The sequence below is a fragment of the Halopseudomonas sp. genome (assembly GCF_036961105.1).
In the GTDB taxonomy this organism is placed as follows: domain Bacteria; phylum Pseudomonadota; class Gammaproteobacteria; order Pseudomonadales; family Pseudomonadaceae; genus Halopseudomonas.
This window is the reverse complement of the sequence record NZ_JBALWW010000011.1, coordinates 56,900-78,525: the sequence shown is the minus strand read 5'-3', so window position 1 is coordinate 78,525 and position 21,626 is coordinate 56,900. Positions and strand designations below refer to the sequence as shown.

Below are 21,626 nucleotides of genomic sequence, written 5' to 3'. Positions count from 1 at the left end.
ACATGAGCTCGCCTGCCGCCTCCGAGACCACTTCTGCCCGGCGCTTGCTGATCACCCTCTCGGTGATGCTGGCCACCATCATGCAGGCGCTGGATACTACCATCGCCAATGTGGCTTTGCCGCATATGCAGGGCAGCATGGGCGCGACCCAGGATCAGATTTCCTGGGTACTCACTTCCTATATTGTGGCAGCCGCCATCTGCATGCCGCTCACTGGCATTCTCAGCGCCAGGCTCGGGCGCAAGCGCCTGTTCATTGGCGCGGTGATCGGCTTCACGCTGTCTTCCATGCTCTGCGGGGCGGCCCAGAGTCTGGAGCAGATAGTAATGTTCCGTTTGCTACAAGGGGTGTTCGGTGCCTGTCTGGTGCCCTTGTCACAGTCGGTGCTCCTGGATACCTATCCGCCGGAAAAACATGGCTCGGCAATGGCACTCTGGGGTGTCGGGGTCATGGTCGGGCCGATTCTGGGGCCTTCGCTCGGTGGGCTGCTGACGGAATACTACAGCTGGCGCTGGGTGTTCTACATCAACGTGCCATTGGGGATTCTGGCATGGTTCGGCCTGGTAGCCTTTTTGCCTGAGACCGAGACCAACAACAGTCGCCGTTTCGATCTTGCCGGATTTCTGCTGCTGGCGTTGGGCATAGGCGCCTTGCAGATGATGTTGGATCGAGGCCAGTCATTGGACTGGTTTGCCAGCCGCGAAGTGATAATGGAGGCGCTGCTGGCAGGGCTCGGCTTTTACCTGTTCATTGTGCATATTCTGACGCGCCACCAGCCATTCCTCGAGCCTGCGATGTTCCGTAATCGCAATTTCAGCGTGGGGTTGGTGTTCATTTTTATCGTCGGCATCATCCTTCTGGCGACCATGGCGCTGCTGCCTCCATTCTTGCAGAACCTGTTGGGCTATCCGGTAATCGATGTGGGTCTGGTACTGGCGCCGCGCGGGATAGGGACCATGGCCGGCATGCTGCTGGTGGGGCGATTGTCAGGGCGGGTGGATGAACGATTGATGATAGGCGCGGGGCTGTTGTTGACCTGCGCCTCGCTGTGGGAAATGAGTACTTTCAATCTCAATGTGGCAGCTTTCGATGTGATCCGTACCGGCATGATTCAGGGGCTGGGGCTGGGCTTGATTTTCGTACCGCTGTCCACCTTGACCTTTTCCACCCTGGCGCCCGGTTACCGCAACGATGGCACCGCGTTGTTCAGTCTGGTGCGCAATATCGGCAGCAGCATCGGCATTTCGGTAGTAGTTACCTATCTGGCGCAGCGTACTCAGATCAACCATGCGGCCTTCGCCGACTACCTCAACCCCTTCAATCTGGCTCTGCGGCATGCCGTGGAACTGGGTGTCTACGACATGCAAAGCCCGGCTGGATGGGCGGGATTGAATCAGGAGGTGAACCGGCAGGCCGCCACGCTGGGTTACCTGCAGGACTTTCGTCTGATGATGTGGATCGCGCTCTGTGCGTTCCCGCTGCTCTTGCTGCTGAAACCGGGCGACCGTGTCCCGCGATCAGCCAGAGCTGGATAGCTACCAGTCGCGTTGCATATTCTTGACGGATATCTGCTCGTTCAGCGTCCAGTAGTCGTAGAGGATGCCGAGGCCGAACAGGCCGACCGTGAAGAAGTAGATGATGGCAGTGATCCACTTGCCCATGTACAGGCGGTGAGCGCCGAAGATGCCGAGGAACGTCAGCAGAATCCAGGTCAGATTGAAGTTGATTGGTCCGGTGCGGAACCGGCGGTCGGCAGCGCGGTCCATCGAAGGGATGAGAAACAGGTCGACAATCCAGCCAATGAAAAACAACCCCAGGGTGAAGAACCAGAGCGTGCCGGTGATGGGTCTTCCGTAGTAAAAACGATGTGCCCCCATAAAGCCGAATATCCATAGTAGATATCCGATTGCCTTGCTATGCGTGTCCGAATAGGCCATTGGGGGTGCTCCTCCGCTCCGTCAGTTGGTTGTGCAATACTGGGCATAGACCATAAATGATTCCGGGAGTGCCTGCAGCGTGGCAAATAAAAGTGCGAACTGGTTCAAGCAAGTGGGACAGACTTCCAACCCCTTGCGACAACGGCGTTTGCGCATTGGTGTGACCGGGCTGAGTGGGGCCGGTAAAACCACCTTTATCACAGGTCTGATCAATCAACTGGAGAACCACCGCAAGGGCCTGCTGGCGCAGCGCGCGCCCTTTGATCGTCTGGAGTCGGTGCGCTGGCGCCGGGATGACGTCAAGCGGCCGTTTCCCTATCTCCAATCCCTTGCCGCGCTATCGGCAACACCGGCTGCCTGGCCTGACTCTACCGCGGATCTGTCGAGGGTGTTGCTGGATTTGCGTTTCAAGCCGCAAGGTTTGTTGGGCAGGCTGCAAAAAGGCAAAGAGCTGAGTATCGAAATACTGGATTACCCCGGTGAATGGCTGCTGGATTTGCCGCTGTTGAATCTGTCTTATGGTCAGTGGTGCGAGCAGATGGCGCAATGGCTTGGGCAGCCGCCCCGCGCTGAACTGGCCGGAGTGCTGGCGCGTCGCCTGGGCGAAATTGACCCTGTTGCGCCCGCCGACCCCATCCTGTTGGCAGAGCTCGCCGCCGAATGGACAGATTTTTTGCAGCGTTGCCGCAGCGAAGCCGGCTTGTCGCGCAACCAGCCAGCGCGTTTTCTGCAGCCCGGCAGCGATGTGGCAGCGCAGATGCTGCACTTCGTACCCCTGTTGCAGGCCAATCAGCACACCGCTGGCGCGGCGGACAGCTGGTGGGCGTTGTGCGAGTCGCGCTTCAACTATTACCGCGATTTTATTGTTCGCGGATTTTACGATGAGCATTTTCGCCATCTTGATCAGCAGGTATTGCTGGTCGATATGCTGGCCCCCATGGATGCCGGTCAGGCAGCGCTACAAGACCTGAAGCATGCCATGGAAGCCGTGCTGGAAAGTTTTCATTACGGCCAGAATGGCTTCCTGGCTCGGCTGTTGCGTTTCAGGCCACGTATTCGTCGATTGGCGCTCTGCGCCACCAAGGTCGACAAGGTAGGCCCGCGGCAACAACGAGCCGTACAACAGTGTCTGGAAGATCTGATGGTTGACCGGCTCGCCGATGTGCGTCATGGCGGTGTGGAGATCAAGGGCATACCCCTGTCTGCCATTCGTGCTACTCGGCAGGAGGGGGAGGCGCTGGTTGCCGGGCTGGAAGGCAAGACCGGCTGGGTGCGCTATCAGCCGGGTGATATTCCGGAGCATCTGCCGCAGTCGCTGCAGGTCAGCAGTCCTGAACTGCTGCCGCTGCGGCCCCCGCCCGGTCTGCACCGCAATGAGCCCTTTCCCCATTACCGCATGGATGACCTGGTGGCCTGGTTGCTGCAGGGGGAGCGCCTGTGAAAGACGACAGCAAAACACGGATTCTGGATAGCTGGGAGCTGCCTCCAGTTGCGGGCGATGCGCGGGTAACCGAGCTGCTCGATGAAATCGACGAGCTGCAACCGCAGCTGCATGATACGGCTGATGCGCCTTTGCCCAGCACACTGAATGCACCGCCGCCCAGTCGCTGGCCTGGGCGCTTGCTGAAGCTCGGGGTGGCTGTGGCATTGGGTGGCGCAGCGCTGGAGTGGGGGCAATGGGCCTGGAGTAGCTGGCAGTGGCATCCGTTGGCTGGGAGTCTGGTAGCTGGGGCGGGTGCCTTGCTCGGTGGCGCCGGGCTGTTCGCGCTACGTGATCTGCGCCGTCAGCGTCACCGTCTCAGCGATCTCGAACAGCTGCGCACCGAGATGCAGCTGGCATTGCGCGATCCCCGGCAGCGGCTGGCGGTTGACTGGCTCGATCGTCTGGTCAAGGTTTATGCTGACACGCCCCTGGCGCCGCGTTTGCACGCGGTGTGCGCGGATCTGGATGCCGCACACGAGGCAGACGAAGTCTCGCGCCGCCTCAACCTGCAGTTTTATCAGGCGATTGACCAGCAGGCGCGGCAAATAGTGCGCAGTGAGGCCGTGGGGACAGGGGTGCTGGTAGCCTCCAGCCCCTGGGTATCGATTGATCTGCTGCTGGTGGTCTGGCGCAACATCCGTATGATGCAGCGCGTGGCTGTCTGCTACGGACTACCGATTGGCCGCCTGAGTCGCTGGCGCCTGGCGCGTCATGTGTTGCGTAATATCGCGCTTGCCGGCGGCACGGAAATGGCTATGGGCGCCTTTAGCGACTCACTGCTGTCGGGGCTATTGGAAAAGCTGGCGGCGCGCGTGGGGCAGGGCATGGGTATCGGGCTCTATAGCGCCCGGCTCGGGCACTTTACCCTGGACCTGTGCCGCGCGGTGCCCCTGTCGGAAACCGCCGCCTTGCTGGAAGACAACAAGGGCATAATCAGAACCATGAAGGAACGGCTGGGACGTACAACGGATGACAGGTTATAAATCAAGACGACGCTGGCTGGCGGAGCGCTGGCTGGCCGAACGCAAGGCAGTCCTGGAGCAGAAGTGGGACGTGTTTCAGCAGCAGTTTGTGGCGCCTGGCTGGCCGGAGCGTATGGCCCGTGTTGCGCAGGTAGCCGATGGCGAGGTGAGTGGCTGGCACCCACGCGCCGGTTCCAGTAGCGCCGAGCTCGGTATTTGGATCGCCCGGCTGCCGCTGTATCAGCGCCGCTGGCTGGCCGCGCTGCTCGACGCACCGCTGGCTGGCAGTAACACCCTGATCGAGATCATCGAGCGGCAACAACTCGATTGGCGTAGCCAGCTCAATCCGTTGAAAAGCCACCGCGAGTATGCCCAACAGTTGACCGTGCTGGCGCGGGAAATGGGTTGCGAGGTCGCGGCCGAGGCCGCGTATCTGGATAATGAAAAACGCATTTTCGTAGCGCTCGACGAATTGCTGTTTGCCTCACTGCCCATGCGTTTGCGCGGCCAGCTGGCCAATCAGCACCGTACCGGCCAGGGTTACTATGTGGTCTGGTGGTATGAGCGTCTGATGGCCCGCGCCGGTGAAACCGGCTTCGAACTCACCGATTTAAGCGATGTCGACTGGCCCGACATGCCCCCGGCCTGGCTGGCTATTGGCTGGCTTTGCGGTTTGCGTTTGCAGTCACCGAACTGAAATTATCCGTTATCCAGGCCGCCTATAGGGCGGCCTGACGCTGGCTCGCGGTGGCTGTTTTCCACTACCATGCGGGCTGACTTTCTCAGGATATAGCCATGAATTTTTCCGCCTTGCTGGCTGCCTTTGCCAGCTCATCTGATCAGAGCGTCACTATTCCCGCCGATTGGGCCCAGGGACGCGCCGGTTACGGCGGTCTGGTCGCGGCGTTGGTGGTTGCGGGTATGCGCAAGAAGGTGGCCGAGGGCAGGCCGGTGCGCTCTCTGGCCATTACCTTTGTTGGGCCGGTTACACCCGGTGCCAGCATGACAGTTGAGGCCGAGTTGCTGCGTGAAGGGCGCGCAGTCAGTCAGGTGCTTGGCCGGGCAGTCCAGAATGGCCAGACCATGTGCATCATCCAGGGCAGCTTCGGCGCGGGACGCGAATCCAGCGTGGATGTATCGGCTGAGCCGGGGCCAAGCGCGCCAGCGCCCGAGAGCTGTCAGCGCATGCCTTTCATCGAGGGGTTGAATCCGCCTTTTATCCGCTATTTCGATGTGCGCTGGACGTTCGGCGACTACCCCTGCACCAACAGTCGCAAGCGCGAAATGGGCGGCTGGATGCGTTTTGACGAAGAGTTTGAAAACTTTGACGCGGTACACCTGGTGGGTCTGGTAGATGTGTGGCCGCCGGCCGTACTGCCGCATCTGAAGGAGCGCGCGCCGGCCAGCTCGCTGACCTGGACCATTGAGTTCGTGCAGCCGCAGCCTGACCTGGGCGATGGTTGGATGCTGTATCGTGCCAATATCGAGCATGCGCGTGATGGCTATGGGCACATTGCGGCGATGATCTGGAGTCGGGCGGGAGAGCTGGTCGCTATCAGCCGTCAGACCGTAGCGGTCTTCGGCTGAAACTGAAAAATCTGCTCAGTTGCCGGGTTTGATCGCGACCAGGGTGGCCCGCAGCGGAGCGGGATGGCCCTCCAGCGTCTTGCTCGGATCGCCAGGCATGAGAAAGTCCGGCAGTGACTGGAAGCGCATCCAGTCGGTGCTGCGTTGTTCCTCCACGCTGGTGCGATTCAAGTCGACACAGCGAATATCTCTGTAGCCGGCACGGGCAAGAAAGCGTTCCAGCATGGGTACCGAGGGCAGGAACCAGACGTTGCGCATCTGCGCGTAGCGGTCCTCGGGCAGCAGGCACTGATTCTCGTCGCCTTCTATTACCAGGGTTTCCAGCACCAGTTCGCCGCCGGGACGCAGGCAAGCCTTGAGTTGCAGCAGGTGGTCTATCGGTGCGCGGCGATGGTAGAGCACACCCATGGAAAACACGGTATCAAAGGCATTGCTGGGTTCGGGCAGAGCTTCCAGAGTAAAGGGTAGTTGCCAGACCGGCGCCGCGGGCAGGTAGCGTTTGACTGCTTCAAATTGATGCAAAAACAGCAAATTCGGGTCAACGCCTATGATCTGACTGGCACCGGCCTGCCACATGCGCCACATGTAATAGCCGTTGCCGCAGCCGACGTCCAGAACCCGTCGTCCGCGCAGGTCGATATGCGGTGCTACTCGCTGCCACTTCCAATCCGAGTGCCACTCGGTATCTACCTGCATACCAAAAAAGTCAAAGGGCCCCTTGCGCCAGGGGTGCAGGCCGCGCAAGCCGTGCTCCAATGCCAACTGCTGTTGTTCGCTCAGCGCAGTGGCGCTGCGCAGTGACACGCCGCCAGCGAGATCGGCGGTTACGTCAGGCATTGACGGCATGGTGTTCAGGCTGTCCTGCCAGCGCTCCAGGTCACCGTGCTGCAAGCTATCGAGGCGTTGCTGCAGTCCCTCGGCTATGGGGTGGCGCCATTGGGCCAGGGGGCCATCTTGCAGGCTGTCGAGGAAAGCGGAGTAATCAATCACGTGTGGGCAATCATTGAGCAGAAGTTGAGGCATTGGAACCAGATGTGGCTATGGCTGAAGCCGGCCTGCTGCAAACGCTGCTGATGTTGTTCCAGAGTATCGGGCAGCATGACGTTCTCGATGGCGCTGCGCTTCTGGGCAATTTCCAGCTCGCTGTAGCCATTGGCGCGCTTGAACGCGTAATGCAGTTGCTCAAGGCTTTGCTGCGTAGCGCTGTCGGCGAAGTTCAGCTTTTCAGACAGAATCAGCACGCCACCGGGTTGCAGCGACTCACGAATGCGGCTCAGCAGCGCCAGGCGTTCCTCGGGTTTGACGAACTGCAAGGTAAAGTTCAGTACGACCACCGAGCATGGCTGCAGCGGGTAATCAACTATGTCACCGGTAATCACCTCGGCAGCAATCGCCTCTTCGATCATGGCGTCCTGGGCGCTTAGATATTCCCGGCAACGCTCGGCCATGGCGGCGGCGTTATCAATGGCCACGATCCGGCACCCTTCGCTGCGCACATGTCTGCGCATTGACTGAGTCGCAGCGCCCAGCGAACAACCCAGATCGTAAATAAGCGAACCCGGTGTGGCATATTGGCTCGCAATCAGGCCGATGCTTTCGATAATAGTGGGGTAGCCTGGCACCGAACGTTTGATCATGTCCGGAAAGACGCGGGCGACCTGCTCATCAAAGGCGAAGTCGGCTACCTTGCTGAAAGGGGTGGCGAAGAGGTTGTCTACATCGGTCATGCGCTAATCCGGGTCCGAAAGCTAGCCCGGTATTCTATCGCAAGTGGATCGCCTTGACAGGAGTGCCGACTGATTGCTTGACTGACGTATAACTGCCGCAGTGACAGTTGAAGTCAAAATTATGGCTTTGATCTATCATGTTGGCTTTATATGGCGTATTTTTTGGCAGAAGGCCGCGGCAGGGTTCTTTTTTTCAGCGCCGTGGTGGCATAATGACCCCAGTTAGATTGCCGGGTCGCCAGCATGCTGGCTGCTTGAGCAAAGCAAAAAAAATCAAGCAACGGATAGCAGAGCTTTGCGTCTGCAGTTAGTGACCGAGCTCACAGGAAAATGAGGAAAGGGTATGGCTGTTAAGCGCCAAATAGTGCTGGGGGCTGCCTCGCTGGCGGCTCTCTATGTCGGTGTTACCAATGCGCTTGGGCTAGGCGAAATGCAGCTCGACTCGGCGCTTAATCAGCCACTGAGTGCGACCATAGTTCTGCAAGGCGCTGAAGGTTTATCACCGGACGATGTGTTGGTCTCGCTCGCTGATGCCGCTGCCTTTGACGAGGCGGGTATCGAGCGTCCCTACTTTCTCACCGATCTGCGCTTCAAGCCCGTCATGCAGGGCAGCAAGTTGGCAATTCAGGTCGATTCCAGTCAGCCGGTACGCGAGCCTTACCTGAACTTCCTGGTAGAGCTGCGCCGCCCGAACGGGCGTCTGTTGCGTGAGTACACCGTGCTGCTTGATCCCCCGCTATACGGCAATAACGCACCGGCGCCGGTGCAGAGCATGCCGCAGTCGGCACCGCCGGCCCGCGTACAATCGGCTGACCGTGCGCCCGCGCCGATTTCTGCGCCGGACGCCCAGCCGCTGCCGGATCTCAAGCCGCAAAGTGGTGCTCAGCAATACACTACTGTGTCCGGCGATACGTTGTGGGACATCGCCCAGCGTACGCGTCCGGCGGAAAGTGCCAGCATTCCCGACACCATGGCTGCCATCCATGCGCTGAATACCAGCGCGTTTGTCGATGGTGACCGTAACCGTCTCAGACTGGGCCAGACCCTGACTCTGCCTACCGCAGACCAGTTAGGCGTTACCGCAAGTGAGCCCACTACGGCGCAAAGCTCGCCAGAGCCGGTACCTGAGCCGAGCCCCGGCTCCGGCAGTCAGGCCCTGCCCAGCGAGAGCGCTCAGCGCCCATTGACTGAGGCTGAACTGGCCGCCACAGACGCGGGCGATGCGGCGGATGCCGATGCCAGCGCGCCGGACGCGGACACCAGCGCGCAGGCACAGGCTCCAGAAAGTGCACAGGATTCGCAGGCTCGCCTGCGCATCGAGGAGGGCGAAGCGACCGCTGCACAGGCCAATGCCGCCGAATTGCTCGGACGGCTGACCGACCTCGAAGGGCGCTTCAATGCATTGCTCAGCGAGCTTGATGATCGTGATCGTCAGATTGCCAGCCTGCAGGCCGAGCTTGAAGTGCTGCGCGCCGCGCGTGAAGCAGAAGATGAAGCCGCCATTGCCGCGGCTGCGGCTGGCACTGTGGGTAGCGGCGCGGGCGGGGCCGATGCGTCCATAAGCGGTAGCGACGATCCTGCTGCTGGCGCTATTTCGACCCAGGTGCTGCCGCCGGAAGCGACTGAGCAGCAGCAGTCTTCTTCCTGGTTCAGTTGGTGGGCGCTGGTGGTAGCGGGCCTGGCCTTCCTGTTTGGTTGGCTGATATCGCGCCTGCGGGCAGCCGGCAAGACGGATGATGGCCGCTCCATGCCAACCGAGCCGGTACTGGGCGCCGCGGGCATGGCCTCGCCGCGCGATCAACAAAATCAGAAAGCTGTGGCGCAAGCAGCGCCCGAGGCTCCAGTCGACCCTTTGGACGACCTCGACGGAGTTGAGCTGTACATTACCTACGGCCGCTTTGCCGAAGCGCGCACTATGTTGGAAAAGTCGATTGCTGAAGAACCTGAACGGCTGGAGCTGCGTTACAAGCAGGCGCGGGTAATGGGAGAGTTGGGTGATGCCGAGGGCTTTGCCGAGCAGGCCGCAGCCATCGAGGCTCTCGACGGTGACATGGGGCGAGTTGATCAGCTTAGAGCGCGTTTCCCACAGCTGGAAACCGCCGCCGTCGGCTCTTCTGCAGCGCTGAACGACACGGTCGAAGATGTTCTGGCAGACGATGAGAACCTGGCTGATAGTCGTCTCAACCTGAACGACTTCACTCTTGATCCGGACTGGGAGCTGATAGAGGGCTTGTCACCTGCGCCGGCGCGCAAGTCGGCAGACAAGAAGCAGGCAGAGGCGGATCAGGCCGAAGACGACGACTTTGAAAGTAGTCTGCACGAGTTTCCGGAAATCGAAGAGCTGGATGAGGACCACCGCTTCAGCGTTACGTCCGAGGATGAGCGTCGCGGACGGGACGACTGATCAAGAAGCCGGAGTGATAATTCTGGTCTTATTATCGGTACACAAAAAAGGGCGACCCGGTCGCCCTTTTTTGTGTCTGCCAATCGCTCTTGCTAGGGAAAAAGGTGCGCCGCCACATCGCGGAAATGGCGGGCAAAATGTACCTGCATACCCTCGCGAAGATAGGCTGGCAGCTCGTCGTAATCCCCTCGGTTGGCATCCGGAAGAATCAACTCCTGGATGTTCTGGCGCCGCGCTGCAATCACCTTTTCGCGAATGCCGCCCACCGGCAGAACGTGTCCGGTGAGCGTAATTTCTCCGGTCATTGCCAAGCCTGTCCGCGGGGCCTGCTGGCGTGCCAATGAAAGCAATGCGCTGGCGATGGTCACGCCGGCGGACGGCCCATCCTTGGGCGTCGCGCCTTCTGGTACATGCAGATGCACGTAGGCCTCATCAAAGAAGGCCTGATCAGCTTTGTAGGCTTTCAGGTTGGCGCATAGATAGCTGTAGGCAATCTCCGCCGATTCCTTCATCACAGCGCCCAACTGCCCGGTGAGCTTGAACCCGCGATTCAGGGTATGAATACGTGTGGCTTCAACCGGCAGGGTGGCGCCCCCCATGGATGTCCAGGCCAGGCCGGTGATGATGCCGGTGCCCTTGAGGCGCTTTTCGGTCTTGAACGCAGGGCTGCCCAGGAGCGCGGTCAGGTCGTCAGGTTTGATGCTGATTTTCTGCTCGGGACTTTCCAGCAATTGCATGACTGATTTGCGTACCAGTTTGGCCAGCTGCTTGTCCAGGTTGCGCACGCCGGCTTCTCGCGCATAGCCTTCGATCACCTGGCGCAGCGCCTTGTCGGTGATGCGCAGCTGGCTTTTGCGCAGCCCGGCACGCTCCAACTGCCGGGGCCACAGGTGGTGCTTGGCAATGGCCAGCTTCTCTTCGGTGATGTAGCCCGACAGGCGAATGACATCCATGCGATCAAGCAGGGCGGCTGGAATGCTGTCCAGGGTGTTGGCGGTGCAGACGAAGAGCACTTTGGACAGATCCAGGCGCACATCCAGATAATGGTCAAGGAACTGGTTGTTCTGCTCGGGATCCAGGGTCTCCAGCAGCGCCGAGGCGGGGTCGCCCTGGTGGCTGCTGCCCAGTTTGTCGATCTCGTCCAGCATGATTACCGGATTCATTACCCCCACATCCTTGAGTGCCTGCACGAACTTGCCCGGCATGGCGCCAATGTAGGTGCGTCTGTGGCCCTTGATCTCGGCCTCGTCGCGCATGCCGCCCACGCTGAAGCGGTAGAAGGGGCGGCCCAGACTTTCGGCAATCGAATGACCAATGCTGGTTTTGCCCACCCCGGGCGGGCCCACCAGGAGAATGATGGAGCCCGATACGCTGCCCTTGAGCGCGCCGACCGCTAGAAACTCGAGAATCCGCTGCTTTACGTCGTCCAGGCCGTCGTGATCTCGGTCGAGAACCTTGCGTGCGTGCGGTATGTCGAGCTTGTCGGCATGGGTAATGCCCCAGGGCATGGACGTGGCCCAGTCCAGATAGTTGCGGGTTACGGCATATTCGGGTGAGCCGGTTTCCAGTACCGAGAGCTTGTTGAGTTCTTCATCGATTTTTTTCTGCGCGGCCTCGGGTACCTGCTTGTCGGCGAGGCGCTCGCGGAACTGCTCTATATCGGCAGTGCGATCGTCCTTGGACAGACCCAACTCTTTCTGAATGACCTTGAGCTGTTCCTTGAGGAAAAAGGTGCGTTGATGCTCGCTGATGCTGCGGTTGACCTCGGCGGTGATCTCGCCTTGCAGGCGCGCAACATCAATCTCTTTCTTGAGCAGCACCAGCACCTTTTCCATGCGCCGGAGCACGGGGACCGTGTTGAGCACATCCTGCAGTTCGCCCGCTTTGGCCGAGGTGAGTGCGGCGGCAAAGTCCGATAGTGGCGAGGGCTGGTTGGGGCTGAAACGGTTCAGGTAGTTCTTCAGCTCTTCGCTGTACAGCGGGTTGAGCGGCAGAAGCTCCTTGATCGCATTGATCAGCGCCATGGCGTAGGCACGCACCTCATCGCGTTCATCATTGGCGGTCGAGGGGTATTCCACCTCCACCAGGTAGGGCGGTTTGCGGCTAAGCCATTTCTTGATGCGTACGCGAGTCAGGCCCTGGGCGATGAACTGGATCTTGCCGTCTTCGCGTACCGCATGGTGAATGCGCACAGCGCAGCCGGTCTCGGGCAGCATGTCGGGAGTCAACTCGCCGCTCGCAGGGGCTGCCTGATCCAGATAGAAGAGCGAAAGCGCCTTGTGCTCGGTATTGGCTACCTTGTCGATGGTATCGGCCCAGGGCTGTTCATTAACCACTACCGGCATGACCTGCGCCGGGAAGAAGGGACGGTTGTTGATAGGCAGAAGGTACAGCCGCTCCGGCAGGCGTTGATCGGGTATGGCCAAGCCGGTGCCGGAAGGCTCGGCCTGGTCGCGCTCAATATAATCTGAGGTTACTGATTGCTGATCTGTCATCGGTCTACCTTGCGGCTGCGAAATGGGTGTTTATCCAGATTCTGATTAAAAGGTGGAGACGGCCGAGCCGGATTTCAATGGCGGGTAATTTATTCCCGCTTGTGGCAAGATCGTCCGATGATCAAAACGCGCATACTCGATCTGCCCACCCAAGCGGCTACCCATGCTCACCCCGAACACCAACTGGTGGTCGGTTTGCAGGGCTGTGCCGATTTTGAGGTCTTGGGGGAGGGCGGCGCGGTGAACCGGCTGCATGCGTGTCTGGTACCAGGTGGCACCGCCCATGCGTTTTCCGGTCGCGGACACAATCACATGCTGATCATGGATCTGCCAGCACATGCCTCTGGCCTTGCCGGTTACGAGAATGAGCGCCTTGAAGCGCTGTTCGAGCGGCCACGGTTTATTCAGCTGGATCATCACCTGCAAGGTCTGCTGGATTTTGCCGATCACAGCCTGAGCCAGCCGCATACCGCCGCCGGTCTGAACTGGCACCTGGGCGGGGTGCTCTTGCACGCGCTGCATGATCGATTGCTGATGCCTGCTCAGGAGCGTTGTCGTGGCCTTGATGCCAGCGAGTTGCTGCGGATCGATGAATTCGTGCGCCAACACATGGAACAGAGTGTCAGCGTGGCTGCACTAGCCGCACTGGTATGTGTCAGCCCCAGTCACTTCCATTCGCTGTTTCGTGATGCCACGGGCAAGACTCCGCATCAGCACGTGCTGGAGTTGCGCTTGCGTGAAGCGTCCGGGCTACTGCGCGAGACCGATGTTCCCGTCGCGCAAGTGGCCAGTCGCTGTGGCTTTTCCAGTCAGAGCGCACTCAATCATGCAATGCGACGGCAGCTTGGGGTAACGCCGCGTCAGTTGCGAGTAGGTCTTCTGCACTGAGATTCACCCGCTCGCCGGCGCCGGTTCTGTATATCTACACCTGAACCCGCCATTGTCCGTAGGTTTTTGCAAAAACTTCGTGGCTTCCAGCAATATTTTTCCTGCACCTGCTTCTAGAGTCGTTAGATGGTCAATTGCGCGCCTTGATGTGCGCCTGTGTCGTGACCTCGCAGTTTCAATAACAACGGATGATTCGTTCAATTGCCGCCCATGGTCTAGGGTTAGGGAAGGGCGAACTCATTCATCTGTGGCCGTCGTGGCTGACAGTCGCAGGCGATTCCAGGAGCATGCCAGGATGTTTAAAGCGAGTGCGGTATTGCAGGGCGAATTTTTGCACAGCAGCCCCGACGATTTTTTGTTGCAGGTCAGTGAAAACTATTCGGTTGACGAGTCGGCCTATTTACAGGAGCTGCTTGAGCTTGCGCGCCCGCGCGACCTCGACGGCCTTACCCGGCAGGCCCGCCAACTGATTCTCGATGTACGCAAGCGCGACAATGCCATCGACAGCATCGACGCCCTGCTGCAGCAGTACAGCCTGGATACCCAGGAAGGCATTATGCTGATGTGTCTGGCCGAAGCCTTGCTGCGTGTGCCCGACGCCGATACCGCCGATGCCCTGATTCGCGACAAATTGAACGCCGCGCAATGGGACAAACACGTAGGCCAGAGCGAGCACACCCTGGTCAACGCGGCAGCCTGGGGTCTGGTGATGACGGGCAAGGTGGTCAACCTCGACAAGCGCCATGACGGGACGCCCGGTACGGTATTGGGGCGTCTGGTCAAGAGCAGCGGCGAGCCGGTCATCCGCGCTGCCATGATGCAAGCGATGAAGATCATGGGTCGCCAGTTCGTGCTCGGGCGCACCATCAAGGAAGCGCTGAAGAACGGCAAGCCGCAACGTGACAACGGCTACACCTACTCCTTCGACATGCTGGGCGAAGCAGCGCTGACGCACCCTGACGCAGCCAAGTACCTCAAGGACTACAGTAACGCCATTGCGGCACTGGTGGATGACAAGTACCAGGGCAGCAGCCCCAAGCCGACCATTTCCATCAAGCTGTCGGCGCTCCATCCTCATTACGAGACCGCGCGCGAAGAGCAGGTACTGACCGAGCTGAGCGAGACGGTACTGCAGTTGGTGCGTCAGGCGCGCACCGGCAATGTGGGTATCACCATTGACGCAGAAGAAGCTGATCGCCTGGAGCTCTCGCTCAAGCTGTTCAAGAAGGTCTATGAGCACCCGGACGTAAAGGGTTGGGGCAACTTCGGCCTGGTGGTGCAGGCCTATTCCAAGCGCGCGCTGCCGGTACTGTGCTGGCTGACGCTACTGGCCAAACAGCAGGGCGACTGTATCCCGGTGCGTCTGGTCAAAGGCGCCTACTGGGACTCGGAAATCAAATGGTGTCAGCAGGCCGGCACCGATGGCTATCCGGTCTTCACTCGCAAGGAGGCCACGGATGTAGCCTATCTGGCGTGCGCGCGCTACCTCTTGAGCCCGCTTACCCGCGACCTGATCTACCCTCAATTTGCTACCCACAACGCGCACACCGTCACCTGTATTCTGGCCATGGGGCAGGGCGAGCAGTTCGAATTTCAGCGGCTGCACGGCATGGGCGATGCGTTGTACGACACCGTAATCGAGCAGGCGGGTTGCCCGGTACGCATCTATGCACCCGTGGGCGCGCATAAGGACTTGTTGCCCTATCTGGTGAGGCGTCTGCTGGAGAACGGTGCCAACTCCTCCTTTGTGCACAAGCTGGTAGATACCCGCGTGCCGGTGGAAGGCTTGATCGAGCACCCGGTTACCAGCCTGCAGCGTCATGCCTCGCTCGCCAACCCGCGCATCCCCTTGCCGCCAGCCATCTATGGCGGCGAGCGTCGCAACTCGCGCGGCATCAACATGAATATTCTGGATCAGTGGCTGCCGCTGAAAGCTGAGCTGGAAAAGTGGGACCAGGCGCAGTGGCATGCTGCGCCGCTGGTCGACGGCCAGCGCCTGAATGGCGAGGTGCGCAAGGTGATGTGCCCTTACCAGCTGTCGCATCAGGTAGGGGAAGTGGTCTGGGCCACTGCCGAGCAGACGCGGGGCGCCATCGATCAACTTAGCGCCGCCTTTACCAACTGGAATGCCACCGCAGTTGATGCTCGGGCGTCGATACTAGAGCGCACCGCAGACAAGCTGGAAGAGCACATGCCGGAGTTGATGGCGCTGTGCACCCGCGAGGCGGGCAAAAGCCTGCAGGACGGTATTGACGAGGTGCGCGAAGCGGTCGATTTCTGCCGTTACTACGCGCTGCAGGCGCGTCAGCGTTTTGCCACCATCACCTTGCCGGGCCCGACCGGCGAGAGCAACGAAATCTATCTGCAGGGGCGCGGTGTTTTTGCCTGCATCAGCCCCTGGAACTTCCCGCTGGCCATCTTCCTGGGGCAGGTATCTGCGGCCCTGGTGTGCGGCAATACCGTGGTAGCCAAGCCGGCCGAGCAGACCAGCCTGATTGCCATGCGCTGCATCGAGCTGATGCACGAGGCCGGCCTGCCCAAGCAGGTACTGGCGCTGTTGCCGGGCGATGGCGCCCAGGTGGGCAGCGTGGTGACCTCCGATCCACGTATCGCCGGCGTGGCCTTCACCGGTTCCACGCAAACCGCGCATATCATCAATCGCGCCCTGGCCGCGCGTGACGGTGCCATCGCGCCGATGATTGCCGAAACCGGCGGCCAGAACGCCATGATCGTCGATTCCACCGCCTTGCCCGAGCAGGTGATCAAGGATGTGGTGCATTCGGGTTTCCAGAGTGCCGGCCAGCGTTGCTCGGCGCTACGGGTTCTCTTTGTGCAGGAAGACATCGCCGAGCGCGTGCTCGAACTGCTCAAGGGCGCGATGGCTGAGCTCAATGTGGGTGACCCGGGTTACCGCTCAACGGATGTCGGTCCGGTGATTGATGCCGATGCGCGAGCCGGTCTGCAGCAGCATATCGACAAGATGAAGGCGGCGGGTCGCCTGATTGCGGAAACCCCTCTGCCGGCTGGGCTGGATGGCTACTTCATCGCGCCGGTGGCGTTCCGCCTGGAGAGCATCAGCGAGCTGGAGAAGGAGCAGTTTGGCCCGGTATTGCACGTGGTGACCTGGCGCAACAAGGATCTGGATAGGATAATCGACGATATCAATGCCACCGGCTTCGGTTTGACCCTTGGCATCCACAGCCGCAACGAAGACACTGCCGAACATATCGACGCGCGGGTGCGCATTGGCAATGTGTACGTCAACCGCAATCAGATCGGCGCTGTGGTCGGTGTTCAGCCGTTTGGCGGTCAGGGCCTCTCGGGCACCGGGCCCAAGGCCGGCGGCCCACATTATCTGCTGCGCTTCATCACCGAGCGCACGCGGACCATCAACACGACAGCGGTGGGTGGCAATGCCAGTCTGCTGTCGTTGGGGGACGGTGAGCCATAACGGCTCGCCGGAAAGTGCTAAAGCAACAGGGAAGCCTATTCAGCAGGGATAGTTAAGGCTGGGAAGTTCAGCAAACAAAAGAGAGAGAAGAATAATGGACGGTAACACCGCAATCGTGACGGCCACTTTCGTGGTCTATATCGGGGTCATGCTCGCCCTGGGCTACATCGCCTACAAGCGCACAACCAATCTGTCGGACTACATCCTCGGCGGCCGCTCGCTCGGGCCGGGAACGGCAGCATTGTCCGCAGGTGCTTCGGATATGAGCGGCTGGCTGCTGCTGGGTTTGCCCGGCTACGCCCTGACCGCTGGCTATGAGGCAATCTGGATTGCCGCTGGCCTGCTTGCTGGTACCTGGCTGAACTGGCTGATTGTTGCTCGTCGCCTGCGTGTGTATTCGCATACCGCGAGCGACTCATTAACCCTGCCGGCCTACTTCGAGAACCGCTTTGAAGATCACAGCCGTTTGTTGCGCGTCATATCGGCGATCTTCATTCTGCTGTTCTTCCTGTTCTACACCAGTTCCGGCCTGGTTGCAGCGGGCAAGCTGTTTGAAAGCACTTTCGGCTTCGGTTATAGCCTGGCGGTTATCATCGGTACCCTGGCGATCATCTCCTATACCTTCTTTGGTGGTTTCCTTGCCGTGTCCTGGACCGACGTTATCCAGGGTCTGCTGATGGCAGCGGCGTTGGTGCTGATCCCCATCATGGCGCTGACGACCATGGGCGGCTGGGAAGCGGTGCACGGTGCCATGGAAGCTCGAAATCCCGAACTGCTGAATATCTGGACCGACGTGGAAGGGGCGCCTCTTGGCTTCGTGGCGATCATATCGCTGCTGGGTTGGGGTCTCGGTTACTTCGGGCAGCCGCACGTGCTGGCGCGCTTCAAGGCGATTGAGAGCGATGCTGCCATGCCGACTGCCCGTCGCATCGCCGTGGTCTGGTCGGGCGTTTGCCTGCTGGCTGCGCTGCTGATCGGCTGGATTGGTATAGGCTACTTTGGCGAAGAAGGTCTGGCCGACGCCGAAACCGTCTTCCTGGCGCTGGTGCAAGCCCTGATGCATCCGCTGGTTGCCGGTATCCTGCTGGCGGCAGTTCTGGCTGCCATCATGTCGACTGCCGATTCGCAGTTGCTGGTGTCCTCGTCTGCACTGGCTGAGGACTTCTACAAGGCGCTGTTCCGCCGTGACGCCACCCAGCAGGAGCTGGTCTGGGTGGGTCGTTTCGCGGTGGTAGGTATTGCGGCCTTGGCGCTGCTGTTTGCCTTCAATCCGGAAAGCACCGTGCTGGGCCTGGTGTCATATGCCTGGGCTGGTTTTGGTGCGGCCTTTGGCCCGGCCATGATCCTGTCGCTGTTCTGGCGTCGGATGAACCGCAACGGCGCACTCGCCGGGATCATCGTTGGTGGCGTCACTGTTGTGGTCTGGAAGCAACTGGGCATATGGGGGCTGTACGAGATCATCCCCGGCTTCATCCTGGCTACCATTGCTATCGTGGTGGTATCGCTGATGAGCGCGCCGCCTTCGGCCAGCATCGAAGCGCAGTTTGACGATGTGAACTCGCGCTTCTGATCTGACAGCGCGCAAATAAAAACCGAACCTCGCAAGAGGTTCGGTTTTTTTATGGCCAAAGAGCAGTCGTTACAGGATTACGCCTCGGCCGGTATTACCGTTAGCAGAAAGCTGTACTCTTCGGCAATCTCCCGCATCGCCTGGTAACGCCCGCTGGCACCGCCGTGCCCGGCACTCATCTGGGTGCGCAACAACAGCGGCTGCTGGTTGGTACGCAGATAACGCAGCTTGGCTACCCATTTTGCCGCCTCCCAGTACTGGACGCGCACATCGTGATAGCCGGCAGTTACCCAAAGGGCGGGGTAGTCCTGCGCGGAAACATTCTCGTAAGGCGCGTAGCTCTTGATCAAGGCAGCTACCTCCGGCTCGCGCGGGTCGCCCCATTCTTCGTACTCGCCCACGGTCAGTGGCAGGTCCGGATTGTTCATGGTGTTCCATACATCCACGAAGGGGACATCGGCCACAGCGACGGCAAAGAGTTCGGGCCGCTGGTTGATAACGTTGCCGATCAACAGGCCGCCAGCGCTGCCACCGGCGATCGCCAGCTGTGCCGGGGTGGTTATCCCCTGGCTGACCAAATGCTCGGCACAGGCAATGAAATCGCTGAAAGTATTTTCCTTGTGTGCCAGCTTGCCCTGTTGATACCAGTGCTCGCCCATGTCGGCGCCACCGCGTATATGCGCGATGGCGAAGCGCCAACCCCGTTGCAATAGAGACAGTCGCGCGTGCGAGAACCAGGGGTCCATGGTCGCGCCGTAGGAGCCGTAGCCGTAGAGATATACGGGCGCCGTGCCCTGGATTTGGCAGTGACCAATCAGGCTGATGGGAATGCGTTCGCCGTCCGGCGCAAGAGCCCAGAGCCGTTCGACCTGGTAATCCTGTGCATCGAAGGGGCCTTCCACCGGTGTTTGCTTGAGTACGCGCTGCTCACCCGTGGCTAGGGTCAGGGCGCGTACCTCGGCCGGACGGTTGAGCGATTCATAACGCAAACGGATCTGCGGGCTGCTGTACTCTTCGCCGCCCTGCACGCTAAGGCTGTATACCGCATCGGGCATGCTGACCTGGTAGGGTTCCTGACCCTCAGGCCGCACTTCGAGTTCGGTCAACGCCTGGTTACGGTACTGCAGTACCAGGCCGCTGCGCTGCAGGCTGATTTCTTCCAGCGTGCGTGCCGGGTCAGGCGTGGTGATCAGCTCCCAGCCAGACAGGCCAGGCTGGTCGGCGTCGCAGCGGTACAGACCGAAGGTTTCCCCCGAGCGGTTGCTGCGGATCATGAAGCCATGGGCGCCGTGGTCGGCATCGTACTCGTGGCCCGTCTCGCGCTCTGCCAGGCAGCGCAGGAGCGCTGTGGGCTCGTCAGCGGGCAGGTAGTGCACCTCGCTGGTGTTCTTGCTGGTACTGGTTACACAGATGTAGCTTTCCGAGCTGCTGCGATAGACGCCCAGATAGAATCGCTGATCCGGTTCGTGGAAAACCCGCACGGGCGCTGCCCCCAGTTGCAGCCGCCAGAGAGTGGCCGGGCGTGAAGTCTCGTCCATGCTGACGGCAAAGAGGGTGCGGCTATCCAGTGCCCAGCAGAGGCTGCCATCGGCATCTTCCAGCGCCAGTTCATGCGTTTGCTGCTCGTCCAGCGAAAGCAGAAACAGGCTGTAGGTCTCGTCGCCCTGGGTATCCAGGCTGTAGGCGAGCCAGCGTTGGTCCGGGCTTATACTGAAATCGCCGAGCTGCAGAAAATCGTGATCGGCCGCCAGCAGATTGAGATCGAGCAGCAGTTGCTCCTGCTCACTATTGATTTCCAGGCTATTGGAGGAGAGCCGCGGGCAGCGCAGAAAGCGCGGGTACTCCGCGCCGGCTTCGGTGCGCTGGTAATAAAGCCACTGGCCCTTGGCGCTGGGCAGGCCCAGGTCGGTTTCGCGAATGCGTCCGCGAATCTCCTCGAACAACTGCTCACGCAGCGCCTGCTGGGGTGCCAGCCAGGCATCGGTGTAGCTGTTTTCGGCGTTCAGGTAGGCGACCACTTCTGCCGCTTCGCGCTGTTCCAGCCAGCTATAGGGATCTTCATCGCCTTGACGGCAGGCTTCGGGCTGTTGGTGATCAGGACGCATGCAATAAAAACCGTTATGATGGGCCGCGTAATGTAGCCGAGTGGATAACTGTCGATGTTCAATGAATCAGAATACCAAAGCGTGTGGCTGGTTTACCTGGCTGCAGCCACGGGCTGCTGGCTGGTTTGGTGGAAATTGGCAGGGTTGTTCAAGTGGTGGTTCATCCGTGAGCCTCTGTGGATAATCATGGCGGTCTTGCTGTTTACCCCCACGCAGGCCGAAGTCGGTTCACAGTGGCAAGCACCGGCCTTTCTTATCTTTTTGCTGGATACGGTGCTCGATACCGGCGAAAACCAGGCACGCATGCTGGGCGAACTCAGTCTGGTGATGACGCTGGCCTTCGCAGCCTATCTCTTTCTGGCAGGTCTGCGCGGGCTTTACTGGTACTGGCGCAAGCCTGAAGAGCCGGCCGCGAGCGAATCCTGATAACGAGGTCAGCGGCGATTATTCGCCGCTACGCTGCTCGTTCATGATGCGCGCCAGGCGCATGATCTGCTCTTGAAACTCGGTACGCTGCGCGTCCGTCATGGGGCACATGCCCAATTGCTCGAACAGGCGATAACCCCTCACCGAGAAGAACAGAATGCTTGCCTGGGCCAGACCCAGCGGCGATTTTTCCAGGATGTCGAACAAGCCCTGCACGTTGTCTGCGCTGGTTTGCAGTAGCGCCGGATCGCTGGCAGCAGCGGCAAAGATCGCCGAGTCGAGATTCTTTTCTTCACTGGATTCGCTCATGTTGCTCAGCAGCAGTGCCTTGAGCTCGCGCATGGGTTCATCAGGCAACACGCTTTCGTAAGCGCCCCAGCGCACCCGGAAGCGTTCCAGGCGATATTCGATCATGGCGGTCAGCAGTGCTTCGCGATCGGGAAACAACGCTTTCAATTCGGATTCGGCAATTTCGCTGCGCTCACTCAGCGTGGCGAAGGTCAGTTGTGATGCGCCCAGCTCGCTGACGATGGCTTCAGCGGCACGAAAGATGGTGACCTTGGTTGCTTCCGGGTTCTGACTGCTGCCCAT

The 21,626-nt window shown here is 60.1% G+C and carries 16 protein-coding genes; 10 read left to right on the top strand and 6 right to left on the bottom strand.

Annotation, left to right across the window (positions count from 1 at the left end):
* Positions 1 to 2: 2 nt before the first annotated feature.
* Positions 3 to 1,535 carry a DHA2 family efflux MFS transporter permease subunit gene (locus tag V7756_RS12120; RefSeq protein ID WP_335610439.1) on the top strand — a complete coding sequence of 511 codons (1,533 nt, stop codon included), beginning with the start codon at positions 3 to 5 and terminating at the stop codon, positions 1,533 to 1,535.
* On the opposite strand, the gene V7756_RS12115 is transcribed toward V7756_RS12120, so the two are convergent.
* Positions 1,536 to 1,937 (bottom strand): TM2 domain-containing protein, encoded by a 402-nt coding sequence (locus V7756_RS12115; RefSeq protein WP_335610438.1) that lies wholly within the window; start codon positions 1,935 to 1,937, stop codon positions 1,536 to 1,538.
* Positions 1,938 to 2,016: 79 nt separating this feature from the next.
* Between V7756_RS12115 and V7756_RS12110 the strand changes: the two genes are divergently transcribed.
* From V7756_RS12110 to V7756_RS12095, 4 genes are all read left to right on the top strand, one after another.
* Positions 2,017 to 3,378, top strand: a complete 1,362-nt coding sequence (locus tag V7756_RS12110; RefSeq protein ID WP_335610437.1) for a YcjX family protein — start codon at positions 2,017 to 2,019, stop codon at positions 3,376 to 3,378.
* On the top strand, positions 3,375 to 4,403 hold the full coding sequence (locus V7756_RS12105; protein WP_335610436.1) for a TIGR01620 family protein: 1,029 nt from the start codon (positions 3,375 to 3,377) through the stop codon (positions 4,401 to 4,403). Before V7756_RS12110 ends, V7756_RS12105 begins: the two co-directional genes overlap by 4 nt.
* Entirely contained in the window at positions 4,390 to 5,079 is a 690-nt protein-coding gene (locus V7756_RS12100) for a hypothetical protein (RefSeq protein ID WP_335610435.1), read from the top strand. The genes V7756_RS12105 and V7756_RS12100 overlap by 14 nt, the downstream gene beginning before the upstream one ends.
* Before the next feature lie 98 nt (positions 5,080 to 5,177).
* On the top strand, positions 5,178 to 5,969 hold the full coding sequence (locus tag V7756_RS12095; RefSeq protein ID WP_335610434.1) for an acyl-CoA thioesterase: 792 nt from the start codon (positions 5,178 to 5,180) through the stop codon (positions 5,967 to 5,969).
* A gap of 15 nt (positions 5,970 to 5,984) precedes the next feature.
* Here the strand turns inward: V7756_RS12095 and cmoB are convergent, their stop codons facing one another.
* Both cmoB and cmoA read right to left on the bottom strand, forming a co-directional pair.
* Positions 5,985 to 6,959 carry a tRNA 5-methoxyuridine(34)/uridine 5-oxyacetic acid(34) synthase CmoB gene (cmoB, locus tag V7756_RS12090; RefSeq protein ID WP_335610433.1) on the bottom strand — a complete coding sequence of 325 codons (975 nt, stop codon included), beginning with the start codon at positions 6,957 to 6,959 and terminating at the stop codon, positions 5,985 to 5,987.
* Positions 6,956 to 7,696 (bottom strand): carboxy-S-adenosyl-L-methionine synthase CmoA, encoded by a 741-nt coding sequence (gene cmoA, locus V7756_RS12085; RefSeq protein WP_335610432.1) that lies wholly within the window; start codon positions 7,694 to 7,696, stop codon positions 6,956 to 6,958. The genes cmoB and cmoA overlap by 4 nt, the downstream gene beginning before the upstream one ends.
* A gap of 343 nt (positions 7,697 to 8,039) precedes the next feature.
* Between cmoA and V7756_RS12080 the strand changes: the two genes are divergently transcribed.
* Positions 8,040 to 10,100 (top strand): type IV pilus assembly protein FimV, encoded by a 2,061-nt coding sequence (locus tag V7756_RS12080; RefSeq protein ID WP_335610431.1) that lies wholly within the window; start codon positions 8,040 to 8,042, stop codon positions 10,098 to 10,100.
* Between the two features lie 92 nt (positions 10,101 to 10,192).
* On the opposite strand, the gene lon is transcribed toward V7756_RS12080, so the two are convergent.
* A complete protein-coding gene (lon, locus tag V7756_RS12075) occupies positions 10,193 to 12,595 on the bottom strand; it encodes an endopeptidase La (protein ID WP_335610430.1) in 2,403 nt (800 codons plus the stop codon).
* Between the two features lie 117 nt (positions 12,596 to 12,712).
* On the opposite strand from lon, the gene V7756_RS12070 reads away from it, so the two are divergent.
* The 3 genes from V7756_RS12070 (at position 12,713) to putP (ending at position 18,504) form a co-directional block, all read left to right on the top strand.
* Positions 12,713 to 13,483, top strand: coding sequence for a helix-turn-helix transcriptional regulator (locus V7756_RS12070; protein WP_335610429.1), 771 nt, complete (start codon positions 12,713 to 12,715; stop codon positions 13,481 to 13,483).
* Positions 13,484 to 13,778: 295 nt separating this feature from the next.
* A complete protein-coding gene (putA, locus tag V7756_RS12065; protein ID WP_335610428.1) occupies positions 13,779 to 16,934 on the top strand; it encodes a bifunctional proline dehydrogenase/L-glutamate gamma-semialdehyde dehydrogenase PutA in 3,156 nt (1,051 codons plus the stop codon).
* 94 nt (positions 16,935 to 17,028) lie between these two features.
* Complete coding sequence (gene putP, locus V7756_RS12060) at positions 17,029 to 18,504, top strand: sodium/proline symporter PutP (RefSeq protein WP_335610427.1); 1,476 nt, start codon at positions 17,029 to 17,031, stop codon at positions 18,502 to 18,504.
* Positions 18,505 to 18,581: 77 nt separating this feature from the next.
* Here putP and V7756_RS12055 read toward each other — a convergent pair whose 3' ends face one another.
* Positions 18,582 to 20,609 carry a S9 family peptidase gene (locus V7756_RS12055; protein ID WP_335610426.1) on the bottom strand — a complete coding sequence of 676 codons (2,028 nt, stop codon included), beginning with the start codon at positions 20,607 to 20,609 and terminating at the stop codon, positions 18,582 to 18,584.
* Between the two features lie 54 nt (positions 20,610 to 20,663).
* Here V7756_RS12055 and V7756_RS12050 point away from each other — a divergent pair, with 54 nt between their 5' ends.
* Positions 20,664 to 21,035, top strand: a complete 372-nt coding sequence (locus tag V7756_RS12050) for a hypothetical protein (protein WP_335610425.1) — start codon at positions 20,664 to 20,666, stop codon at positions 21,033 to 21,035.
* An 18-nt stretch (positions 21,036 to 21,053) separates the two neighbouring features.
* On the opposite strand, the gene V7756_RS12045 is transcribed toward V7756_RS12050, so the two are convergent.
* Complete coding sequence (locus V7756_RS12045) at positions 21,054 to 21,626, bottom strand: TetR/AcrR family transcriptional regulator (RefSeq protein WP_335610424.1); 573 nt, start codon at positions 21,624 to 21,626, stop codon at positions 21,054 to 21,056.

Excerpts from the sequence above, each read along its gene's own strand:
- V7756_RS12120 (WP_335610439.1), top strand. The coding sequence starts at position 3 with ATGAGCTCGCCTGCCGCCTCCGAGACCACTTCTGCCCGGCGCTTGCTG.
- V7756_RS12115 (WP_335610438.1), bottom strand. The coding sequence starts at position 1,937 with ATGGCCTATTCGGACACGCATAGCAAGGCAATCGGATATCTACTATGG.
- V7756_RS12100 (WP_335610435.1), top strand. The coding sequence starts at position 4,390 with ATGACAGGTTATAAATCAAGACGACGCTGGCTGGCGGAGCGCTGGCTG.
- V7756_RS12095 (WP_335610434.1), top strand. The coding sequence starts at position 5,178 with ATGAATTTTTCCGCCTTGCTGGCTGCCTTTGCCAGCTCATCTGATCAG.
- cmoA (WP_335610432.1), bottom strand. The coding sequence starts at position 7,696 with ATGACCGATGTAGACAACCTCTTCGCCACCCCTTTCAGCAAGGTAGCC.
- V7756_RS12080 (WP_335610431.1), top strand. The coding sequence starts at position 8,040 with ATGGCTGTTAAGCGCCAAATAGTGCTGGGGGCTGCCTCGCTGGCGGCT.
- lon (WP_335610430.1), bottom strand. The coding sequence starts at position 12,595 with ATGACAGATCAGCAATCAGTAACCTCAGATTATATTGAGCGCGACCAG.
- V7756_RS12070 (WP_335610429.1), top strand. The coding sequence starts at position 12,713 with ATGATCAAAACGCGCATACTCGATCTGCCCACCCAAGCGGCTACCCAT.
- putA (WP_335610428.1), top strand. The coding sequence starts at position 13,779 with ATGTTTAAAGCGAGTGCGGTATTGCAGGGCGAATTTTTGCACAGCAGC.
- putP (WP_335610427.1), top strand. The coding sequence starts at position 17,029 with ATGGACGGTAACACCGCAATCGTGACGGCCACTTTCGTGGTCTATATC.
- V7756_RS12055 (WP_335610426.1), bottom strand. The coding sequence starts at position 20,609 with ATGCGTCCTGATCACCAACAGCCCGAAGCCTGCCGTCAAGGCGATGAA.
- V7756_RS12050 (WP_335610425.1), top strand. The coding sequence starts at position 20,664 with ATGTTCAATGAATCAGAATACCAAAGCGTGTGGCTGGTTTACCTGGCT.
- V7756_RS12045 (WP_335610424.1), bottom strand. The coding sequence starts at position 21,626 with ATGGGCAGCAGTCAGAACCCGGAAGCAACCAAGGTCACCATCTTTCGT.